Source organism: Pseudonocardia sp. (assembly GCF_050250275.1).
Lineage (GTDB): Bacteria > Actinomycetota > Actinomycetes > Mycobacteriales > Pseudonocardiaceae > Pseudonocardia.
Genome location: NZ_JBFWOY010000010.1, coordinates 109,493 through 129,889, shown reverse-complemented (window position 1 = coordinate 129,889; position 20,397 = coordinate 109,493). Strand labels below are relative to the sequence as shown.

General features: G+C 75.3%; 21 protein-coding genes and 1 riboswitch. Of the genes, 8 read left to right on the top strand and 13 right to left on the bottom strand.

Going from position 1 to position 20,397, the window contains the following annotated elements; genetic code table 11:
• Positions 1-161 precede the first annotated feature (161 nt).
• The gene (locus tag AB7F12_RS11905) at positions 162-962 is read right to left on the bottom strand and encodes a FadR/GntR family transcriptional regulator (protein ID WP_428516387.1); all 801 of its coding nucleotides are present in this window, start codon (positions 960-962) and stop codon (positions 162-164) included.
• A 326-nt stretch (positions 963-1,288) separates the two neighbouring features.
• Here AB7F12_RS11905 and AB7F12_RS11900 point away from each other — a divergent pair, with 326 nt between their 5' ends.
• Positions 1,289-1,561 (top strand): hypothetical protein, encoded by a 273-nt coding sequence (locus AB7F12_RS11900; RefSeq protein ID WP_428502236.1) that lies wholly within the window; start codon positions 1,289-1,291, stop codon positions 1,559-1,561.
• A gap of 113 nt (positions 1,562-1,674) precedes the next feature.
• On the opposite strand, the gene AB7F12_RS11895 is transcribed toward AB7F12_RS11900, so the two are convergent.
• Both AB7F12_RS11895 and AB7F12_RS11890 read right to left on the bottom strand, forming a co-directional pair.
• Positions 1,675-3,045 carry an FAD-dependent oxidoreductase gene (locus AB7F12_RS11895; RefSeq protein WP_428502237.1) on the bottom strand — a complete coding sequence of 457 codons (1,371 nt, stop codon included), beginning with the start codon at positions 3,043-3,045 and terminating at the stop codon, positions 1,675-1,677.
• 166 nt (positions 3,046-3,211) lie between these two features.
• A complete protein-coding gene (locus AB7F12_RS11890) occupies positions 3,212-4,201 on the bottom strand; it encodes a helix-turn-helix domain-containing protein (protein WP_428502238.1) in 990 nt (329 codons plus the stop codon).
• An 85-nt stretch (positions 4,202-4,286) separates the two neighbouring features.
• On the opposite strand from AB7F12_RS11890, the gene AB7F12_RS11885 reads away from it, so the two are divergent.
• Positions 4,287-4,523 (top strand): hypothetical protein, encoded by a 237-nt coding sequence (locus tag AB7F12_RS11885; RefSeq protein ID WP_428502239.1) that lies wholly within the window; start codon positions 4,287-4,289, stop codon positions 4,521-4,523.
• 63 nt (positions 4,524-4,586) lie between these two features.
• On the opposite strand, the gene AB7F12_RS11880 is transcribed toward AB7F12_RS11885, so the two are convergent.
• The 3 genes from AB7F12_RS11880 to AB7F12_RS11870 are packed head-to-tail and all read right to left on the bottom strand — an operon-like array spanning position 4,587 to position 7,217.
• Positions 4,587-5,639: a winged helix DNA-binding domain-containing protein gene (locus AB7F12_RS11880; protein WP_428502240.1), complete on the bottom strand. Its 1,053-nt coding sequence runs from the start codon at positions 5,637-5,639 to the stop codon at positions 4,587-4,589.
• Between the two features lie 20 nt (positions 5,640-5,659).
• Positions 5,660-6,808 carry a lyase family protein gene (locus tag AB7F12_RS11875; RefSeq protein ID WP_428502242.1) on the bottom strand — a complete coding sequence of 383 codons (1,149 nt, stop codon included), beginning with the start codon at positions 6,806-6,808 and terminating at the stop codon, positions 5,660-5,662.
• Positions 6,809-6,863: 55 nt separating this feature from the next.
• Positions 6,864-7,217 carry a nuclear transport factor 2 family protein gene (locus AB7F12_RS11870; protein ID WP_428502243.1) on the bottom strand — a complete coding sequence of 118 codons (354 nt, stop codon included), beginning with the start codon at positions 7,215-7,217 and terminating at the stop codon, positions 6,864-6,866.
• 119 nt (positions 7,218-7,336) lie between these two features.
• On the opposite strand from AB7F12_RS11870, the gene AB7F12_RS11865 reads away from it, so the two are divergent.
• A complete protein-coding gene (locus AB7F12_RS11865) occupies positions 7,337-8,122 on the top strand; it encodes a helix-turn-helix domain-containing protein (RefSeq protein ID WP_428502244.1) in 786 nt (261 codons plus the stop codon).
• Positions 8,123-8,165: 43 nt separating this feature from the next.
• Positions 8,166-8,822, top strand: a complete 657-nt coding sequence (locus AB7F12_RS11860) for an HAD hydrolase-like protein (RefSeq protein ID WP_428502245.1) — start codon at positions 8,166-8,168, stop codon at positions 8,820-8,822.
• A 20-nt stretch (positions 8,823-8,842) separates the two neighbouring features.
• On the opposite strand, the gene AB7F12_RS11855 is transcribed toward AB7F12_RS11860, so the two are convergent.
• Positions 8,843-10,045, bottom strand: coding sequence for a cytochrome P450 family protein (locus tag AB7F12_RS11855; RefSeq protein WP_428502246.1), 1,203 nt, complete (start codon positions 10,043-10,045; stop codon positions 8,843-8,845).
• A gap of 33 nt (positions 10,046-10,078) precedes the next feature.
• Positions 10,079-11,224, bottom strand: coding sequence for an NAD(P)/FAD-dependent oxidoreductase (locus AB7F12_RS11850; protein ID WP_428502247.1), 1,146 nt, complete (start codon positions 11,222-11,224; stop codon positions 10,079-10,081).
• 196 nt (positions 11,225-11,420) lie between these two features.
• Between AB7F12_RS11850 and AB7F12_RS11845 the strand changes: the two genes are divergently transcribed.
• On the top strand, positions 11,421-11,639 hold the full coding sequence (locus AB7F12_RS11845; RefSeq protein WP_428502248.1) for a hypothetical protein: 219 nt from the start codon (positions 11,421-11,423) through the stop codon (positions 11,637-11,639).
• A 147-nt stretch (positions 11,640-11,786) separates the two neighbouring features.
• Positions 11,787-12,536 (top strand): 4'-phosphopantetheinyl transferase family protein, encoded by a 750-nt coding sequence (locus tag AB7F12_RS11840; protein WP_428502249.1) that lies wholly within the window; start codon positions 11,787-11,789, stop codon positions 12,534-12,536.
• Positions 12,537-12,609: 73 nt separating this feature from the next.
• On the opposite strand, the gene nhaA is transcribed toward AB7F12_RS11840, so the two are convergent.
• Positions 12,610-13,950, bottom strand: a complete 1,341-nt coding sequence (gene nhaA, locus AB7F12_RS11835; protein WP_428499692.1) for a Na+/H+ antiporter NhaA — start codon at positions 13,948-13,950, stop codon at positions 12,610-12,612.
• A 33-nt stretch (positions 13,951-13,983) separates the two neighbouring features.
• On the opposite strand from nhaA, the gene AB7F12_RS11830 reads away from it, so the two are divergent.
• Both AB7F12_RS11830 and AB7F12_RS11825 read left to right on the top strand, forming a co-directional pair.
• Positions 13,984-14,541 (top strand): DsbA family protein, encoded by a 558-nt coding sequence (locus tag AB7F12_RS11830; protein ID WP_428517928.1) that lies wholly within the window; start codon positions 13,984-13,986, stop codon positions 14,539-14,541.
• Positions 14,542-14,585: 44 nt separating this feature from the next.
• Positions 14,586-15,950 carry a DNA polymerase IV gene (locus AB7F12_RS11825; protein WP_428499693.1) on the top strand — a complete coding sequence of 455 codons (1,365 nt, stop codon included), beginning with the start codon at positions 14,586-14,588 and terminating at the stop codon, positions 15,948-15,950.
• A gap of 25 nt (positions 15,951-15,975) precedes the next feature.
• Here the strand turns inward: AB7F12_RS11825 and cobT are convergent, their stop codons facing one another.
• From cobT to cobA, 4 genes are all read right to left on the bottom strand, one after another.
• Positions 15,976-17,736: a nicotinate-nucleotide--dimethylbenzimidazole phosphoribosyltransferase gene (gene cobT / locus AB7F12_RS11820; RefSeq protein ID WP_428499694.1), complete on the bottom strand. Its 1,761-nt coding sequence runs from the start codon at positions 17,734-17,736 to the stop codon at positions 15,976-15,978.
• Positions 17,733-18,203 carry a hypothetical protein gene (locus tag AB7F12_RS11815; RefSeq protein ID WP_428499695.1) on the bottom strand — a complete coding sequence of 157 codons (471 nt, stop codon included), beginning with the start codon at positions 18,201-18,203 and terminating at the stop codon, positions 17,733-17,735. The genes cobT and AB7F12_RS11815 overlap by 4 nt, the downstream gene beginning before the upstream one ends.
• Before the next feature lie 35 nt (positions 18,204-18,238).
• Positions 18,239-18,413: riboswitch (cobalamin riboswitch) on the bottom strand.
• 20 nt (positions 18,414-18,433) lie between these two features.
• Positions 18,434-18,994 (bottom strand): histidine phosphatase family protein, encoded by a 561-nt coding sequence (locus AB7F12_RS11810; protein WP_428499696.1) that lies wholly within the window; start codon positions 18,992-18,994, stop codon positions 18,434-18,436.
• A gap of 7 nt (positions 18,995-19,001) precedes the next feature.
• Positions 19,002-20,213 carry a uroporphyrinogen-III C-methyltransferase gene (gene cobA, locus AB7F12_RS11805; protein WP_428499697.1) on the bottom strand — a complete coding sequence of 404 codons (1,212 nt, stop codon included), beginning with the start codon at positions 20,211-20,213 and terminating at the stop codon, positions 19,002-19,004.
• Between the last annotated feature and the right edge of the window lie 184 nt (positions 20,214-20,397).

The window sequence follows — 20,397 nt, the reverse complement described above, 5'->3', positions numbered from 1 at the left end:
GGTCGATCCGACCGGCGCAGATCCGGGCCGGGTCGATCCGACCCGCTCGGATCAGTCCTCGCCGTTCGGCCGGGTCGGTCAGGGCCGGGCCCGGAGTGGCCGGGCCCGGACCACGCCGGTGGCGAACCGGCGCAGGCACACAGCCGCGTGGACGGTCGCGTTCAGTCCATCAGGTCGAGCACCGTGCGGAAGTCGGCGCGCAGCAGGTAGTCCCGCGCCTCGTCCAGGTGCTTGCGCCAGATCGCCTCGGCGGCGACGGCGTCGCGGCTCTCGATGTGCTCGACGACGAGGTGGTGGGCCCGCAGCCCGCGGCGGATGGCCCGCAGGTGTTGCGGGGTGCCCGCGTCGGCGGCGATGTGCGACCAGTTCGCCAGCGCGATGATGTGGTCGATCATGCCGATGAGGACCTGCAGCGTCTGGTTGCGGGTCAACTCGATGAGCAGCGTGTGGAACGCGGTGTGCGTGCGGATGGTCAGGTCGTGGTCGCCGCTGACGTCGTCGTGGGCCTTGAGGGCCGCTCTGAGGCGGGCGACGTCGTCGTCCGCGCGGCGTTCGGCCAGCAGGGCCACGCAGGGCGGTTCGAGGACGAGGCGGGCGTCGTAGACGTCCTCCAGAGTGGTCCCGCGGTGCTCGAGGATGAACCCGGCGTAGCGGGCGGCCACGTCGGCGTCGGGGACCTGGACGCGTGCTCCCCCGTGGGCGCCGCGCCGGACGCTGATGAGCGACTCCGACTCGAGGACCCGGAAGGCTTCGCGCAGGGTGGGCCGGGAGACCTGGAACTGTTCCATCAGGGCCGCCTCGGAGGGCAGCGCGTCGCCCGCGGAGAGCTCACCGCGGATGATCTGGCGCCGCAGGTGCGCGGCGACGAGCTCGGCCATCTTGGGGACGCGCAGCCGGCGCCCGACGGCGGGACCACCCCCGGTGGGGACCGCCGGTGGTGGGGAGGCGTCGTCGGCAACCATCCCCTCGCCCCCCGCCCGTACCGCGTCGAAACAGGATGACAAATGAACCTGTTGTGCTGATGCTAAACCATCGCCGACCGCCGGCAGGCACCACGCGTCCGGCCCGCGGTCGGGCGTGTCGGTTGATCGGGGGCCGCGACGTTGCTACGGTCACCACCGTGCGCCTCGACGAGTTCATCGCTCCGCGCGCAGAGGTAGTAACCCTGCGCGTCGGCTGAGCCAGGCCGCCCGCGCGCATTCTTCCCGCCGCCCACCCCTGCGGCCCGCTCACTTCCGAGACCTGGCTCGGGTTCCTCGTTTCTCAGGACCCAGACCGGAGCACTGCCATGACTCTTCTCGATGACCGCCGTCCGTCGACCGGCTTCCGCATGTACCGCCGCTACGAGATCACCGTGTCCGGTGGGCTCGGCGGGGCGCTGCAGGCCGCGGAGCTGCTGCGCGACTGCGGGTTGCCCGTCCGCGACTTCTCCGTCGAGGTCCGTGAGGGCGTCCCCTACAGCTCGGTGTTCGCCACCATGTCGATGACCGTCGCTGAGGCCCCCGGCTTCGCCGACCGGATGCTCGCGCACCCGATGGTCCTGGCCGTCGATCCCGGCTGACCCCCTGAGACCGTCACACCCGGACCGACCGCTCGACGGGTCACTCCGGGTGTGAGCGAGCCGAGGCCCCCGCCGAACGTCCGGGCGGGGGCCTCGAGCACGTCGTGGGGCGGTCAGGTTCCGCGGCAGGCCGCGATCATCGCCGCCAGCTCGGCGACCTTGACGCGGTCGGCACCGCCGCGCGCCCCCCCGAGCCGGACCTCCTCGGCGTCGAGACGCAGCCAGTCGGTCCAGTCGACCGCCTCGACGCCGTGCGCGACGAGGGAGGCCAGCAGGTCCTCCCGCGCGGGCGCCTTCGGGTCGGGCAGGTTCGGCAGGTCCTCCAGCAGTTTCTGGACGGTCTCGATGGCGTCGCCCTTGTTGGTGCCGATGACACCACTCGGGCCGCGCTTGATCCAGCCGGTCACGTAGGAGCCGACGACGGGTTCGCCGTCGCGCATCACCCGGCCGCCCTCGTTGGGAACGGTGCCGGTGGCCTCGTCGAACGGCAGTCCGGGGATGGGCTCGGCCGAGTAGCCGATGGCCCGCACGACGAGGCCGACGTCGAGGGTCTCCTCCTCGCCGGTCCCGCGGACCCGGCCGTCGACGACCTCGTTGCGCTCGATCACCAGGCCGCTGACGCGTCCGTCGGTGCCCAGGACGCGCACGGGGCTGCGCAGGAACCGCAGGTGGATGCGGCGCGGCCGGCCTTCCTCGATGTCGGCGGCGGCCCACTTGACGAGCATGTCGAGGTTCTGGTGCTGGCGGCGGTCGTCGATGCCGGTGCGGTCGGGGCCCTCACCGGCGAGCAGGTCGTCGTCGTGGACGATCACGTCGGCGTGGGCGAGCTCGCCGATCTGACGCAGCTCCGCCGGGGTGAACTTGACGTGCTGCGGGCCGCGCCGGATGAGGATGTGCACGTCGCGGACGGCGCTCTCGCGCAGCACGGCGAGCACGTTGTCGGGAATGTCGGTGGTGGCCATCTCGTCGGCGGACTTGGCGAGCACGCGGGCGACGTCGAGCGCGACGTTGCCGGCACCGACGACCGCGACGCCCGGGTGGTCGAGCGGGGGCGCGGAGCCGAGGTGGTCGGGGTGGCCGGAGTACCAGCTCACGACCTGGCCGGACCCGACGCTGCCGACGAGGTCCTCGCCGGGCACGCCGAGGGCGCGGTCGACGGAGCTGCCGGTGGCGTGCACGACGGCGTGGTAGTGCTCGCGCAGCACGTCGAGCGGCAGGCCGCCGTCCTCGCGGCCGACGGGGACGTTGCCGAGGAAGTGGACCTCGGCGGGGTCGAACGGCTTCTGCAGGACGCGGATGACCGACTTCATCTTCACGTGGTCGGGCGCGACGCCGTAGCGCACCAGCCCGTAGGGGGCGGGGAGCCGGTCGATCACGTCGACGCTGACGCCGGTGTCGGCGGCCGAGGCGAGCAGGGCGGCCGCGGCGTAGAGGCCGGACGGTCCGGCACCGATCACGGCGACTCTGGGCTGGGCGGATGTCATGCGATCTCCTTGCTGCGCCGGGGGTCGTCATCCCGGGCACCGACGTTATTCATACCTCACGCACGTGCCGGATCGGGGCAGGGATTGTGCAGGTCACGGACCTGGCCGGGGTCGATCGGGCCGGGATCACAAGGGCGCGCCGGGGTGCGCCGCGGCGGATCGGGGGTCAGGCGCCCGCGGTGCGCAGCCTGGCGGCGACGGAGTCGGCCCCGCAACCGTAGGAGCGCCGGTAGTCGGCGGGTGCGACGCCGACCTGGCGGCGGAAGTGGTGGCGCAGCAGGGCCGCGCCGCCGAAGCCGCATTCGTGGGCGATCTCCTCGACGGACAGGTCGGTGTCCTCGAGGAGGCGCTGGGAGCGCAGGACGCGCTGCAGGGTGAGCCAGCGGACCGGCGTGGTGCCGGTCTCGGCGGCGAAGCGGCGGGCGAAGGTGCGCGCCGACATGCCGGCGCGGGAGGCGAGCGCGGCGACGCTGTGGTCCTGGTCGATGTGTTCGAGCATCCAGTCGAGGACGGGGGCGAGGGTGTCGACGGAGCATTCCGGGACGGGTTGGTCGACGTACTGGCGCTGGCCGCCCTCGCGCTGGGGCGGCACGACCATGCGGCGGGCGATGCCGTTGACGACGGTGCTGCCGAGCTCGCGGCGGACCAGGTGCAGGCAGGCGTCGATGCCCGCGGCGGTGCCGGCGCTGGTGACGAGGTCGCCCTCGTCGACGTAGAGCAGGTCGGGTTCGAGGAGGGCGAGGGGGTGGCGTTCGCGCATCTCGTCGACGGCGTTCCAGTGGGCGGTGCAGCGGCGGCCGTCGAGCAGGCCGGCGGCGCCGAGGACGAACACCCCGGAGCAGACCGAGAGGATCGTGGCGCCGTCGGCGTGGGCGGCACGCAGCGCGTCGAGGACGGGTTCGGGGAACTCACGCAGCCGGGTGGCGCCCACGGCGACGAGGTCGACGCCCTGCAGTCCGTCGAGGCCGTGGTCGGGGGTGATGAGCACACCGCCCGACGTGGCGCGCAGGGGCACGTCCGCCTCGGGGCCGCAGACGCGGAAGTCGAGGACGGGCAGGCCGTCCTCGGAGCGGTCGAGGCCGAAGACCTCGCAGATCACGCCGAACTCGAACACGGCGAGCTGGTCGAGGACGAGTGCGGCAACGCTGCGCAGCATGGGTCACAGTCTATGGCGGAATCTTTGCGGAGGTTGACTTCCTGCCGCCTGTTGGCAGGAACTCATCGAGCCGATAGTTCCTGCCATGGTCCTCTCACTGCTGGTTCTCGCCCTGGTCCTCGTCGTCGTCGCCGTCTCGGTTCGGGCGCACCGCAACGGCTCCCGGCCCTTCCGGCTCGCCCAGTTCCGTCCCTCCGCACCCTTCACCGGGCTGCTCACCCGCGACGACTCCCACCACGTCGACCGCGACATGCAGCGGCTGGTGGCCGACCTGCGGGCCCAGGCCGACGCACCCGCCGACCTGGCCCAGCTCCTGCGCTGACCCGCTCGCGGTGCCGGCAGACCACCCGTTCCCGGCCCGGACGCCCACACGGCGTCCGGGCCGTCAGCCTGTCCGGAAGGCGGCGAGGCGCTCGGCCTCGTCGTCGACCTCACGGCGCTGGCGCGTGGTCAGCTCCACGAACGGGGTGACGACCACCCGGCCGTCGGCGACCCGCCAGCTCCCCGCAACCCTGCCGTCGACGAGGACCGTCGGCACGGACTGCGGGATCGACCGGTGGAACACCCGGTCCCGGCACCCGGCGGGGACCACGCCGGCCCGGGAGGCGTGCCCCAGCAGGAGGACGGCGTCGAAGTTCGACAGGAACCGCACCGGCGCCGGGGTGTGCGGGTCGGGCAGCGGCGCCCGGGGCAGGTCGACGAGCTCGGCGCCGTCCTCGGCACGGAACCGGCGCAGGTCCAGGCGCGCGAGGACCGCCCGGACCGTGGCGACGGTGACCCCGGCGTAGCGGGCGACGTCGCTCGCCGCGGCCGGGCCGAACGCGCGCAGGTAGCGCCGGACCAGCAGCTCCTCCCCCGCGGCGACGACGTCGTCGGGTTCCGGGACCGGCCCGTCCAGGAGATCGCCCGCGAGACCGTAGACGTGGGCGCGGGGCTTCTCCCAGGTCCCGGCCGGTGGGACGCGGACCATGTCGGTCCACAGCTGGGTGCCGGGGAACAGGGCGCGGTCGAGCCCGGCGTCGGTCAGCACGGCCGTGAGCTCGGCCTGGGTGGCAGGCCCGGCGGCGAGCCGTCGACGGACCAGCGCCGACGCCTCGACGAACCGCTGTTCGGGGTGGGCCTTGTGCAGCCGCATCCAGTACCCGCGCCGCGGCAGCCGGACCGCGGCCGTCAGCGGGGCGTAGTCGGCGCGCGAGACCATGTGGATGGTGCAGCGCATCACCCAGCCCTGCACGACGCGCCCCGCCGTCAGTGCCGCGGTGAGGTCGTCGCGGGCGAACCCGTCGAGCCGGGAGAAGAGCCCGACGTAGCCCGAGGGCGCGTACTGGGTCTGCAGCCCGCCGAAGCGTTCGACGGCCCGCTCCGGGCCGATCCGGACCCGCTCCAGCAGGCCCTGCCGCGCCAGCAGAGCCCGGTTGAGCGCCTCCCGCGTCAGCATCCGCTCCCCCACCGGCGGACTCACGCCTCTGGGCGACGACCGAGGATCCGGTCGACCAGGTCGCCGGCGTGGTGCGGGGTGCCGCCCGCGTCGGTCAGGGAGAGGTTGCGCGCCATGGTTTCCGGGTGCACGACGAGCCCGCCCAGGCACGTGCGCAGCCGGGCGCCGGCCCCACCGGTGGCGCACAGCAGGTCCACGAGCGCGGGCCACTCGCTGTGCCAGGGGCCGGCTGCGCGCTGGTACTCGTGGTCGGCGGCGGCGAGCAGCGTCGCGACGAGGCCGGGAGCCCGGCGCGCCGACGCCCGCGCCGTCACCGCGGCGACCGGGTTGCGCTTGTGCGGCATGGACGACGACCCGCCCGGCGCCGCCTCCGACACCTCCCCGACCTCGGTCGCGGACAGCAGCACGACGTCGGTCGCGGGTTTGGCGCACGCACCCGCGGCGACGCCCAGGGCCCCGGCGAGCTGCCCGATGCGGGACCGCTCGGTGTGCCACGGGACGTCCTGGCGGGGCAGGCCGAGCTGGTCGGCGAACACGTCGGCCAGCGCCGGGCCGTGCGGGTGCGACGCCGCGAGCGTCCCGGCTGCACCGCCGAACTGGACGGGCAGGGCGCCGACGACGTCGACGAGCCTGTGCACCGCCCGGTCGAGTCCGGCGCACCAGCCCGCGGCGACGAGGCCGAACGTGGTCGGCAACGCCTGCTGCCCCAGGGTCCGGGCGGCCATCGGGGTGTCACGGTGGGCCGCCGCCAGCCGGGCCGCGGCGTCGGCCGCGTTGCCGATGTCGTCGTCGATCACCACCGTCGCCGACCGGACGAGCAGCACCAGCGCGGTGTCCATGACGTCCTGGCTGGTGGCGCCCGGGTGCACGGCCCCGGCACCCGGTCCGGCGGCAGCACGCAACCTGCGCGCCACCGGGATCACCGGGTTGCCGCCCGCCACTGCCTCGACCGCGACGACTGCCGGGTCGAGCTCGTCGCGCAGCCTCGCGACCGCCCCCATGACGTGCGGGACGTCGGCGGCGTCGACGAGTCCCACCTCCGCGGCCGCGCGGGTGAGGGCGACCTCGACGGCGAGCAGGGCGTCCAGCCACGCCCGGCCGTCGAGCCTGGCGGCGACGCGGTCCGCGCCCAGCAGCGGGCCGAGCATTCCCCCGGGCGGTTCGGGCATGCCGCGGAGCGTAGGTCACGGTGGGCGCCCCGACCGGGACGCCCACCGTGGGCGGTCAGGCCGGGACCTTGTCCAGGAAGCCCAGGACCCGCTCGATGCGGCCCTGCGCGTCGGTGACGACGACGTCGAACCCGACGACGACCGGCTCCTGTCCCGCCGGCCCCAACCCCCAGCCGAAGCGGGCCTGCCGGTGGTGGGCGTCGACGGGCCCGACGGGGGTGAACACGAACCCGGGGAACTGCTCCTGCACCGCGGCGATGGTGGCGGCGACGCAGTCGCGGCCGGCGACGTCGACGAGCGGGTCGGTGTAGGTGGCGTCCGGGGCCCAGTGCTGGTCGACGAGGGTGCGGCGGGCCTGCGGGTCGGTCTCGTTCCAGCAGGCGAGGTAGGCGTCGGTGAGCGTGCTCATCGCGGTCTCCGTTCGTGGTGTCGGTCGGTACGGCGACGATCCTGCGGCCGTCCACGGCAGCGGGTCGATGACCTCGGAGGTCATCGTGGTGACGACGTCGGCGCACTACCGTCGCCGCCATGACGACCACGGCCGCGACCCGTCCCGTCGGGGTCCTGCTGCGCGAGTGGCGGGAGCGCCGGCGGCTGTCCCAGCTGGAGCTGTCGAACCGCACCGAGGTCTCGACCCGGCACCTGAGCTGGATCGAGACCGGTCGCAGCCGGCCGACGGCGCGCATGATCCTGCGGATCGCCGACGATCTGGAGGTGCCGCTGCGGGAACGCAACGAGATGCTGCTCGCCGCCGGGTTCGCGCCCGCCTACCCGCAGCACGGCCTCGACGACCCGGCCCTCGCCGACGTCCGCGGGGCACTGCGGGCGGTACTGGCCGCGCACCTGCCGCACCCGGCGCTGCTGCTCGACCGGTGGTGGGACCTCGTCGACGCCAACGCGGCGGCGGCGACGCTGCTCGCCGGCTGCGCCCCGCACCTGCTGGAACCCCCGGTCAACGTGCTGCGGGTGAGCCTGCACCCCGACGGTCTCGCGCCGCGCATCGCGAACCTCCCGCAGTGGCGGGCGCACCTGCTCGGCCAGGTCCGCCGCCGCGCCGACCGGACCGGCGACGCGCGCCTGGCCGCGCTGCACGCGGAGCTGGCCGCCTACCCGGGTGGTACCGACGAGGCGCCGGGCGCGGGCGCGGTCGTCGTGCCGCTGCGGCTGCGTGTCGCCGGCGCGGAGCTGGCCCTGTTCTCGCTGGCCGCGCACGTCACGACGGCGGCGGACGTCACCGTGGAGGAGCTGGCCGTGGAGACGTTCCACCCGGCCGACGCGGCGACCGCCGCCGCCCTGCGCGGGCTCACCGCGTGACCTCGCCGACCGCCGCGGGCCGCGACGCGGTCGATCCGCCACGATGGACGGCGTGACGACCCGCCCCGACACCGTCCTGCTCGACCTCGACGGCACCCTCGTCGACTCCGCGTCCGGGATCCTCGGCTCGCTCGACGCGGCGTTCGCCGAGATGGGCATCGAGGTGGCGCCGGGTGCGGTGGGCCGCCACGTCCTCGGCCCGCCGCTGTACACGACGCTGCCGGGCATCGTCGGCGCGGAGGCGGCGGCCGAGGCGCTGGTCGTCTACCGCAGGCACTACGCGGCGCGGGGCCTCTACGACTCCACCCCCTACCCCGGCATCGACGCGCTGCTGCGCGAGCTGTCGGGCGCCGGGCTCCGGCTGGCCCTGGCGACCAGCAAGTCCGAGGTCTACGCCGAACGCATCCTCGACCATCACGGCTGGACCGAGCTGTTCACGACGATCGTCGGCGACACCCTCGACGCCGGCCGCCCGACGAAGGCCGACGTGGTCGCGGAGGCGTTGCGCCGCCTGGGCCCCGGTGCCGCAACCCGCGCGGTGATGGTGGGCGACCGGCGCAACGACGTCGCCGGGTCGGCCGCGCACGGCATCGCGTGCCTCGGCGCGGGCTGGGGCTACGCCGACCCGGGCGAGCTGGAGGAGGCGGGCGCGGTGGCGGTCCTGGGTTCCGTCGACGAGCTCGCCGCGGCGCTGCGCTGACGCACGGCCGCGACCCGCGGTCACCGGCCCAGCGTGACCGGCAGCTCGGTGAGCCCGCGGATGAGCGTGCTGTGCCGGTACACCAGGTCGTCGGGGTCGGCGGCCAGGGTCAATGACGGGTAGCGGTCGAGCAGCGCCCGCAGCGCGACGTCGCCCTCGATCCGCGCGAGCTGCGCGCCGAGGCAGAAGTGCAGGCCGTGGCCGAACGCGACGTGCCCGCTCGCGTCGCGGGTCAGGTCGAGCCGGTCGGCGTCGGGGAACCGGGCGGGGTCGCGGTTGGCCGCGCCGAGCCCGAGCACGACGACCGACCCGCCGGGGATCGTCGTGCCCGCGATCTCGACGTCCTCGGTGGTGAACCGGACCGGTGCGTTGCCGACGGGCGAGTCCCAGCGCAGGAACTCCTCGACCGCGCCCTTGCCCAGCTCCGGGTCGCGCCGCAGCAGTTCCAGCTGCTCGGGGTGGGTGAGCAGGCCCAGCAGCGCGTTGCCGATGAGGTTGACCGTGGTCTCGTGGCCGGCGATGAGCAGCAGGACGCCCATCGCGACGAGCTCCTCACCGGAGAGCCGGTCCCCGTCGTCCTCGGACACCGCGACGAGGGCGGAGAGCAGGTCGTCGCCGGGGTCGGCGGCCTTGCGCCCGGCGAGCGCGCCCAGGTAGGCGCTCATCTGCTGCGACGCCTGCATCTTGGCGTCCTGCGGTGCGTCGTCGACCATCGTGGCCGACCAGGCGCTGAAGTCGTCGCGGTCCTCGGCGGGGACGCCGAGCAGCTCGCAGATCACCCGCACCGGGAGCAGGAAGGCGTAGCGCGCCATGAGGTCGACGGTGCCGTCGGCGGGCAGGTCGGCCAGCAGGTCGGCGGCGATCTCCTCGACGCGGGGGCGCAGCTCGGCCATCCGCCGGGCGGTGAAGGGGCGGCTGACGAGCTTGCGCAGCCGGGTGTGGTCGGGCGGGTCCATCAGGATCATCATCGGCGTGGCCGGGGCGTCGGCACGCTGCTCGGGCGGCAGCGTCCAGCGCCAGTCCTTGGCCAGGCGGGGGTCGGTGAACGCGGCGCGGACGTCGTCGTAGCGGGTGACGATCCACGCCGGCCCGCCCGGCATGTCGATGCGCCGCACCGGGGCGGCCTCGCGCAGCGCGGCGTAGGCCGGGTAGGGGTCGCTCCAGAACTCGCCGTCGAACAGCGCGGGCAGCGCGGGGGTACCGGTGGTGGCGGTCTCCGTCATGCCCCCATCGTGCCATCGACAGTGAGCGGATGCTTACTTCAGACGGGTCGGACTCAGGGTCGCAGGGTCGACGGCGATGTCGGCCGGGACCGGCGTCCCCGTGATCACCGCCGCCGCGAACGCCGCCAGCGCGGGCGACGTCTCGATCCCCGACCCGCCCTGACCTGCGACGAAGTGGAACCCCGGGTCCTGCGGCCGGGACCCGACGACGGGGCGCCGGTCGGCGACGAACGAGCGCAGCCCCGCCCACGACGTCCGGACCGAGCGCAGCCCCAGCGTCGTCACGGCGGCCACCCGCTCCAACGCCAGCGCGACGTCGAGGGCGTCGGGGCGGGCGTCCACCGGCTCCGACGGCGTCTCGTCGCCCGGCGAGGCCAGCAGCCCGCCCGACTCCGTCTTGAAGTAGAAGCGCTCCCCCACCTCGGTGACCATCGGCTGCAGCCCGCCGCCGGCACCGACGAGCCGCTCCGGCTCCGCCACCGACAGCACGGCGGCGGTGCGCCGCAACGGGACCAGCCCGATCGGGGCCACCCCCGCGGCGCGGGCGACGACATCGGCCCACGCCCCGGCCGCGTCCACCACGTCCGGCACGTCGACGTGGCCGTCCCCGGTGCCGACCCGCCAGCCGGCGGCGAGCCGACCGATCCCCGTGACCCGTACCGAGGTGCGCACCACCCCGCCCCGGCGGCGCAGACCGCGGACGAACGCGGCGTGCAGGGCTGCGGCGTCGACGTCGGCCGATGCCGAGGTCAGCGCGGCCGCCCGCACCACGCCGGGGCGCAGCACCGGGCACCGCCGCTCCGCCTCCCCCGCGGAGATGCGCTGCGGCGCGAGCGGTTCCCCGGCCCGTTCGGTGAGCAGCCCGTCGACGCCGTGGACGCCGTCGTCGTCGAAGCCCGCCCAGATCACCGCGCGCGCCGTCAGCAGGGGCGGGGCGTCGAGCTCCTGCGCGAGCGCGGCGAACCGTGGCAGGCTCGCCGCGACCAGCGCCCGCACCGGGCCCGTGCCGTGGCCGGGGATGCAGGTCGCGGCCGAGCGCGCCGTCGAGTGTGTGGCCAGCGCCTGCTCCGCCTCCAGCAGCAGCACCCGCCGGTGCGCCGCCAGCTCGTAGGCCACCGACGCCCCGGCGATCCCGCCGCCGATCACGACCACGTCGACCGAACCGTTCGTGCTGGTCACGACGTCGACGGTAAATCAGTGGCGGGGCCCGCGGGTGCGCGGCTACCTTTCCGGCCATGCGCTTGTTCCTCTGAGCCGACCGCGGGCGCCCGCCCGCCGTCGCCCCCGCACTCGTCGCGGGGCAGCCCCGTCCCAGCCCACCGGCCGGCACCCGCCGTCCGCCGCTGCGCGCCGGCCCAGCTCACAGGAGGTCCGCATGACCGCACGCGTCCCGTCCCCTCTCCCGGTTCCCGCCGCGGCAACCACCGCCGGGACCGACCAGCCCGTCCTCAACCGCGCCGAACGACGTGCGCGGCGCAAGGGCGGGGACCAGCCGCAGCGCACGATCCCCGGGGCGTCGTCCACGTCCCACGGATCGGTGTCGACGAAGCCGGCGCACCACCGCACCGACTTCGCCGCCCGCCGCAGCGGCTGACACCGCGGCCCGCCGCTGGTGACGGCGGGCCGCATCGGGGGGCCGTGCGCGGGACGCGAGGTGTTACCGCGTCCCGCGCACGCGGTCTCCACGTCGCGCGCGTCACGCCCCCGGCACCGGTCGCGGCCGTCGTGCGACGCTGGCGACGTGCCCGACCCCGACCCGACCGGCCCGTCCGCAGCCCGCGCCACGGGGTGCGCGATCTGGTGGGCCCGGCCGATCGACCCCGCGGGCCGGTCCGACCTGGTCGGCCTGCTCGACGAGCACGAACGCACCCGGCTGCGCGCGTTCCGCAAGCCCGACGACGCGGGCCGCTACCTGGCCGCGCACGCGTTGACCCGGCTCGTCCTCGGCGAACGCACCGCCACCCATCCCGCGGGTGTGCGGTTCGACCGCAGGTGCCGGTGCGGGGCCCAGCACGGCAAACCGCGCCTGGACGAGCCCGGGGCCCCAGAGTTCTCCTTCACCCACTCCGGCGACCTCGTCGGGCTCGCGGTCGCCGACGTGGCGGTCGGGCTCGACGCCGAGCACCACCGGACCCTGTCCGACGTCGCGTCGATGGCCGAGCACGTCAGCTCGCCGGCCGAGCGGCTGCGGCCGGCGCCGGCGACGACCGAGGAGTTCCTGCGGGTCTGGACCCGTAAGGAGGCGCTGCTCAAGGTCACCGGCGAGGGCCTGTCACGGCCGATGGACTCGATCACGCTCAGCCCGCCGGGAACGCCTGCGGCCGTGCTGGGCTGGGCGGGCGACGACGCGCCCGCGGGCCCGTTCTGGCTGGTCGACCTGACACCGCGGCTGCGTCATCCGGCCGCCGTCGCCGGGCTGGGCGCCGTCGCGCCGCCCGTCACCGAGCACGACGGCGACGCCGTGCTGCGTGCCCGGCGCCCCCACGGGTGAGCGTGCCCGACGCCCCGCCGGGGTCCGGGACCCGGCACGACGCGCGCCGATGACGTCCCGCGCCGCACCCGGGTCAGGCCGGCGGGCGCCACGGGCGCGGCGGCAGGACCGGCAGCCCGCTCGGGGCGCACTGGCCACCCCGCTCCCCCAGCAGCCGGAAGATCAGCCAGCCCAGCAGCGCCGCGAGCACCGAACCCGCGAGGATGCCGATGGTCGCCTGGCTCTTGAGCGCCTCGTCGTCGAACGCGAGATCGGTGACGAACAGCGCGACGGTGAACCCGATCCCCGAGAGCGCGGCGCCTCCGACGAGCTGACCCCAGCGCAGCGTGTCCGGCACCCGGCCCAGACCGGTGCGCAGCGCCACCCAGGTTCCGGCGGAGACACCCAGCAGCTTGCCGACGACCAGCGCCACGACGATGCCCCACGTGATCGGCGAGGACGCGGCCGCGCGCAGCGTCTGGCCGTCGAGCACGATGCCGGCGTTGGCCAGCGCGAACAGGGGCACGATCACGTAGCCCGACCACGGCTGGATGCGCAGCTGCAGCCGCTCGTTGGGCGAGATCGTCCCGACCGCGGCGGCCTGCGCGGCCAGCGCCCGCTCCGGGGTGGGGTCGACGAGCAGGCTCGTGCCGGCGAGCTGCAGCCGCATCAGGTCGCGCCGCTGCGGGGCGTAGGCGTTGACCAGCAGGCCCATGAGGACACCGACGACGCTCGGGTGGATCCCCGACTCGAGGACCGACACCCACATGAGGACGCCGATCAGCACGTAGATGGGGGTGCGCCAGAAGTTCACGAACCGCAGCGCGACGGTGGCCAGGAACAGCCCGATCGCGATCAGCAGCGCCGTCCACTCGACGTGGTCGGTGTAGAAGATCGCGATCGCGGCGATGGCACCGATGTCGTCGACGACGGCGAGCGCGAGCAGGAAGATGCGCAGCTGGTCCGGGCAGCGCGGACCGACGAGCGCGAGCACCCCGAGCAGGACCGCGGTGTCGGTGGAGATCGCGATGCCCCAGGCGCTCGCGCCGGGACCGCCGGCGTTGAAGGCGACGTAGAGCAGCGCCGGGATGGTGAGCCCGCCGAGCGCGGCGAGGGCGGGCGTGGCGATCGCCTTCCCGCCGCGCAGCTCACCGATCGTCATCTCGCGCGAGATCTCCAGACCGATGCTGAAGAAGAAGATGACCATCAGGCCGTCGTTGACCCAGTGCCGCAGGTCCTCGGTGAGGGCGACGCCACCGAAGCGCAGCGAGAGCTCGGTGTGCCAGAACGTCTCGTAGCTGCCGGAGACGTTGGCCCAGATCAGGGCGACGAGCGCGGCCGAGAGCAGCATCACCGCGGAGCCGGACTCGGTGCGCAGGAACTGGCGCGCGGCGCGGCTCAGGTCCCCGCGCTCGGCTAGTGTCGTGACGGCCACGCCAGGAATCCTGCCCGGCCCGGGCGACCCGCGATCAGGAGGGCGACCATCAGCACATTCCGGCTCGATCCGCCGATCGGCGCGTACGACCATCTGCGGGGTGTCCTCGATGCCCCCTACTCCCTCGTCGAGTACGGCGACTTCGAGTGCCCCTACTGCCGGGCGGCCTACCCGGTGGTGGAGGAGGTCATCGAGCGGCTGGGCGACAAGCTCGTCTTCGCGTTCCGCCACTTCCCCCTCTACGAGCTGCACCCGTTCTCGCTCGCGGCTGCCACCGCGGCCGAAGGCGCGTCGGTGAAGGGCCAGTTCTGGGCGATGCACGCGCGGCTCTACTCCGGCGACGAGGCGCGCCTCACCCAGCCCGACCTGCGCCGCTACGCCGAGGAGATCGGCGTCCCGCCGGAGAAGGTGCTGTGGCCCAACACCCGCTTCGTCGAGGACCGGGTGGAGGCCGACTTCAACTCCGGTATCCGCTCCGGGGTGCGCGGGACGCCGTCGTTCTTCGTCAACGGGGTGCTCCACGAGGGGCCGGCGACGGTGCGCGCGTTCCTCGACGCGCTGCAGAGCGACCCGGTGGCCGCCGAGGGCTGATCGCCCCGACGGACACTGTCGGTGCCCGGGGTGAGAATGGCCGGGTGACGGGTCCGGGACGGCGCTGGGTGCTGCACCTGGACATGGACGCGTTCTACGCCTCCGTCGAGCAGCTCACCCGGCCCACGCTGGCCGACCGTCCCGTGCTGGTCGGCGGCGCCGGTCCGCGTGGGGTCGTGGCCGGGGCGAGCTACCAGGCGCGGGTGTTCGGAGCGCGGTCGGCGATGCCCATGGCCCAGGCCCGTCGCGCCTGCCCGCACGCCACGGTGCTGCCGCCGCGCTTCGAGCTCTACAAGGCGCTGAGCGCGATGGTCATGACGGTGCTGGGCGAGGCGGCGCCGGTGCTGGAGCCTGTATCGCTCGACGAGGCCTTCCTCGAACCGCCCGCTCTGGCCGGAGCGAGCGCGGCGGAGGTCACCGCGTTCGGGACGGCGCTGCGCGCGGCGGTGCGGGAGCGCACGGGGCTGCCCGCGTCGGTCGGGGCGGGCTCGGGCAAGCAGCTGGCCAAGATCGCCTCCGAGCTGGCCAAGCCCGACGGGCTGCGCGTCGTCGCACGCGAGGACGAGCGTGCGGTGCTCGACCCGCTGCCGGTGCGGTCGCTGTGGGGCATCGGCCCGGTGTCGGAGGCGGCGCTGCACCGGCTCGGGGTGAGCACGATCGGGCAGTTCGCGGCGATGGACGGCCGCGAGGTCGGCGGCGTGCTGGGCTCGGCGGTCGGGGCGGAGCTGCACCGGCTGGCCCGCGGCATCGACGACCGTCCCGTCGCGCCCCGCGGTGCGGCCAAACAGGTCAGCGCCGAGACCACGTTCGAGACCGACCTGACGACGATGACCGACGTGCACGCCGCGGTCGCGCGCATGGCGGAGGCCGCGCACCGGCGGCTCGTCGCCTCGGGGCGGGCGGCGCGGACCGTCACCGTCAAGGCCCGCACGGCCGACTTCGCCACGTCGAGCCGGTCGGAGACCACCGCCTTCCCGAGTACCGACCTGGGCACCCTGACCGCGGTGGCGCAGCGGCTGGCGCGCACCGCGGTCGGCGAGGGCGGTATCCGGTTGATCGGGGTGTCGCTGTCGGGTCTCGACGACTCCCCGCCGCCGGCGCTCTTCGACGCGGTGGCCTCGGCCGACGGCTGGACGGCCGTCGCGGCGGGCTCCCCCGCTCCGGTGACCGACCCCGTCACCGAGCCGCCCGAGGCCCCCCACCGCCCGCCGGCACCGGCGGCGCCCTGGCGGGCCGGCGACGACGTCGCCCACGCCGAGCACGGGCACGGCTGGGTGCAGGGCGCCGGGCACGGCCGGGTCACGGTCCGGTTCGAGACCCGCGCCTCCGGCCCGGGCGCGGCCCGCACCCTGTCCTGCGACGACCCCGCCCTCAGCCGCGCGGACCCGATGGACTCCTGGCTGCCGTGAGCGGCGACGGTCGCCACTCGCGACCTCAGGCGTTCTTGTCGACGACCCCGGCCGAGTCGAAGGTCGCGACGTCGTGCAGGGCCCGGGCCGCGGCCTGGGCGACGGGCAGGGCCAGCAGCGCGCCGGTGCCCTCCCCCAGCCGCATCCCCATGTCCAGCAACGGGTCCAGGCCCAGGTGCGACAGCGCCAGGGTGTGCCCGGGCTCGGCGGAACGGTGCCCGGCCAGGCAGTACTGCACCGCGGCGGGCGCGAACGCGGCCGCGACCAGGGCGGCGGCGCCGCCGGAGACGCCGTCGAGCAGCACCGGCACCCGCAGCACCGCGGCGCCCAGGACGAGCCCGGCGAGGCCCGCGTGTTCGAGACCACCGAACGCGGCCAGCACCCCGAGCGGGTCGGCCGGGTCGGGGCGGTGCCGGTCGAGCGCCGCCCGCACGACATCGGTCTTGCGGGCGAGGGTGTCGTCGTCGACGCCGGTGCCGCGCCCGGTCGCCACGTCGGGGTCGGCGCCGGTGAACGCGCAGATCAGCGCGGCGGCCGCGGTGGTGTTGGCGATGCCCATGTCACCGGTGAGCAGGCAGCGGTTCCCGGCGGCGACGAGGTCGCGGGCCGTCTCGATCCCCACCTCGACGGCGGCGCGGGCCTGCCCCCGGGTCAGCGCCGGCCCGGCGGTCATGTCGGCGGTACCGCGGGAGACCTTGCGCGGCAACAGCCCCGGCACCGGGTCGAGATCGGCGGCGACGCCGATGTCGACGACGCACACCTCCGCGCCGAGCTGGGCCGCGAACGCGTTGACCACCGCCCCGCCCGCCAGGAAGTTGCCCACCATCTGCGCCGTGACCTCCTGCGGCCACGGCGTCACCCCCCGGGCGTGGACGCCGTGGTCGCCCGCGAACACCGCGACCACAGCCGGCTCGGGCAGGGGCGGCGGGCACGCGCCGGCGATGGCGGCGAGGGCGACGGCGACGTCCTCGACACGCCCCAGCGAGCCACGCGGCTTGGTCATCCGGTCCAGCCGCTCCCGCGCGGCGTCGCGTGCGTCCCCGGAGACGGGTTCGATCGCGGCGACGGTCTCGTCGACCAGGTCCATGGGTGCCTCCCCGGGCAGTCCGCGGCGGCCGTAGACGTCGTGGTGCACGGCCCAGCGCAGCGGCCGCCGCCGCGACCAGCCGGCCCGTTCCAGCTCGGGGGCGTCGGCGAACCCGTCGACGTGCCCGACACACAGGTAGGCGACGACCTCGACGTGCGCGGGCAGCCCGAGCAGGCCGGTGAGCTCGCGTTCGCCCGCGTCGTCGAAGAAGCTGACCCAGCCGACGCCGAGGCCCTCGGCGCGGGCGGCGAGCCACAGGTTCTGCACGGCCGTGACCGTGGAGAACGTGCCCATCCGGGGCTGGGCGTACCGGCCCAGGGTGTGCCGGCCGCCGCGGGTCGGGTCGCTGGTGACGACGACGTTGACCGGGGTCTGCAGGATCGCCTCGACCTGCAACGACGCGAACGCCGCGGCCCGCGCCCGCGGCAGCGCGGCGGCGTAGGCGTCGCGGTGGCGGTGCACGAGGTCGCGGACCCGTTCGCGCACGGCGCGGTCGCGCAGCACCACGAAGTCCCACGGCTGCGAGTGGCCCACGCTCGGGGCGGCATGGGCGGAGGCCAGGATGCGGTGCAGGACGTCGTCGTCGACGTCGACGTCGGGGCGGAACCCGGTCCGCACGTCGCGGCGGGCCCGCGCGAGGCGGTGGAAGTCCCCCTGGAAGTCGTCACCCTGGAACTCGTCCCCCTGGGAGCCGGTCACTCCGTCGACCAGCCCAGCGGGTACCGCCGCGGCGGGGCCAGCCCCGGCCCGTCGAGCGACTCCACCCGCAGCGCGGGCAGCAGCGCCGACACCACCGTGGTCACCTGGCGGGGATCGCCCGGGTCGACGAGCACCGCGGTCGCGCCCGGATGGCCGGCGAACCAGGCCGCGACCCGGCGGCCGTCGCGGGAGGCGACGCCGTCGAGGCGCTCGACGCGCCACGCCTCGGCGTAGAACAGCACGGTCGGCTCGGCATCGCCGACGGCGAAGACGACGTCGGCACGGTCGAGGCGGTCGACGATCCCGGGCGGCACCGACGGCGGCGACCCGTCGGGGTCGCCGGACGCGGCGCAGCCGACGACGAGCAACCGCCCGGGGCAGGTCGACGCGGTGCGCACGCGTCGCGGGCAGGGGGTGCGCGGGGAACGCCGCACGGGCTCCGCCGAGCCCGGACCGTCGCCGGACATGATCGCCTCCTCGAGGGTCCTCGCCCTCCGAAGTCGGGGTGTCGACGACGGCAGGAAGTGTCCTGGCTTCCGGATCACCGCACGTCGCCCGGCCCGATCGTCCGACGCTGGACAGTGGCCTTCGAATGGGCGGACGTACTCCCCGGTGACAGTGGCGGGACCGCGCCGGATTCGCACCGGACTTCCTCCACTGCCGTCGACGAGGACTGCACCACACGCCCCGGACCAGGTCAAGCGAGCAGCCCGGCACGGTCGTGCCGCGCAGCCCGTCCACGGCCCCCCTGACCACCGACGACGCTGGTCACGGCACCGTTCGGGGGGACCGTACGGTCGTCGGTGCCGGTGAGCAGGGCCAGCGCGGTGCGCAGCGTCTCACCGTGGGACACCAGCACGGTGCCGTCGGGGCCGCACCCGGCGAGGAAGGTCGCGACGCGGGCCGCGAGCGCCCGGGCCGACTCCCCACCGGGCGGCGCCCAGTCGGGATCGGCGTCGGCCAGGACCGCGGCCCGGCCCGCGGCGGGCCCGCCCTCCCAGGCGCCGTGGCACTGCTCGCGCAGCGCCGCCGTCGTGGCCACCGGCACGCCCAGCCGGGCCCCGATGACGGCGGCGGTGTCGGCGGCGCGCCGCTGGTCGCTCGACACGATCGCCCGCACCGGCTCGGCCGAGAGCACGTCCGCGGCGGCGCGGGCCTGCGCCCGGCCACGCGCGGTCAGCGGGACGTGCGCGGTGCAGCCCTGCAGCAGACCGGCGACGTTCCAGGTGCTCTCACCGTGCCGGACGAGGTACAGCACGCCGCGCTCAGGACCCGTCGGGCGACAGACCGGCGACCGGGCCGACGACGACGATCGCGGGCGGGCTGATCTCCTGGTCGCGGACATCGGCGGCGACGTCGCGCAGCGTGGTCCGCAGCGACCGCTGGATCCGCGTGGTGCCGTCCTGGACGACCGCGACGGGGGTGTCGGCGGGGCGGCCGTGGACGACGAGCGCGTCGGCGAACAGACCGATCCGCTCGACCGCCATCATCAGCACGACCGTGCCGCGCATCCGGCCGAGCGCCGCCCAGTCGGTGAGGCTGCGCGGGTCGTCGGGGGCGACGTGCCCGGAGACGACGACGATCTCGTGCGCCACGCCGCGGTGGCTGACCGGGACCCCGGCCACCGCCGGTGCGGCGAACGCACTCGTGATGCCCGGGACGACCGTGACGGGCACGCCCGCGGCCGTGCAGGCCTGGACCTCCTCGAAGCCACGTCCGTACACGAACGGGTCGCCGCCCTTGAGCCGCACCACGAACTTCCCGGCCCGCGCGTGCTCGATCAGCAGCTCGTTGATCTTCTGCTGGGCCATGGCACGGCCGTAGGGGATCTTGGAGGCGTCGACGACCTCGACGTGCGGGGCGAGGTCGTCGAGCAGGTCGCGGGGGCCGAGCCGGTCGGCGACGACGACGTCGGCGCGGGCCAGCAGCCGGCGGCCACGGACGGTGATCAGCTCGGGGTCGCCGGGGCCGCCACCGACGAGCGCGACACCCGCCGCCACCGGCTCGGCCACGTCGTCGACGACCCCGGCCTGCAAGGCCTCCACCAGCGCCGTCCGGACCGCCGCGGACCGGCGGTGCACGCCGCCCGCGAGGACCCCGATCGTCATACCGTCGTGGTCGCCCGAGGCGGGGGTGACGGCCGAGCCGGCGCTGCCGTCGTCGGCGCGCACGCAGAACACGCGGCGGCGCTCGGCCTCCGCCCCGACGGCGACGTTGACCGCCGCGTCGTCGGTGCAGGCCACGGCGTACCAGGCGCCGTCCAGGTCGCCGTCGACCCAGCCGCGTGCGGTCCAGGTGATCTCACCCGCCGACACCATGCCCTCGACGGCCGGGGTGACCTGCGGGGACACCACCTCGATCACGGCGCCGGAGGCGATGAGCCGTGGCAGCCGCCGTTGCGCGACCTGCCCGCCCCCGACCACCACGACCCGGCGGCCGGCGAGGTCGAGGCCGACCAGGTAGTGCTCCTCGCTCACGCGCGGTCCTCCTGCAGTTGTGTCGGGGGTGGGCGGCGGTGAGCATAACCGCGGGTGGGGGCCGATCCGTCCGCGTCCGCAGGGCGTCACACCCGGACCCGGTGAGCGACCCCTTCCTGCCCGTGGAGCACGTACGGGTCGCGCCGACGGGCCGGAGAGTTGCACGAACGGCCCTTTCCCGCAG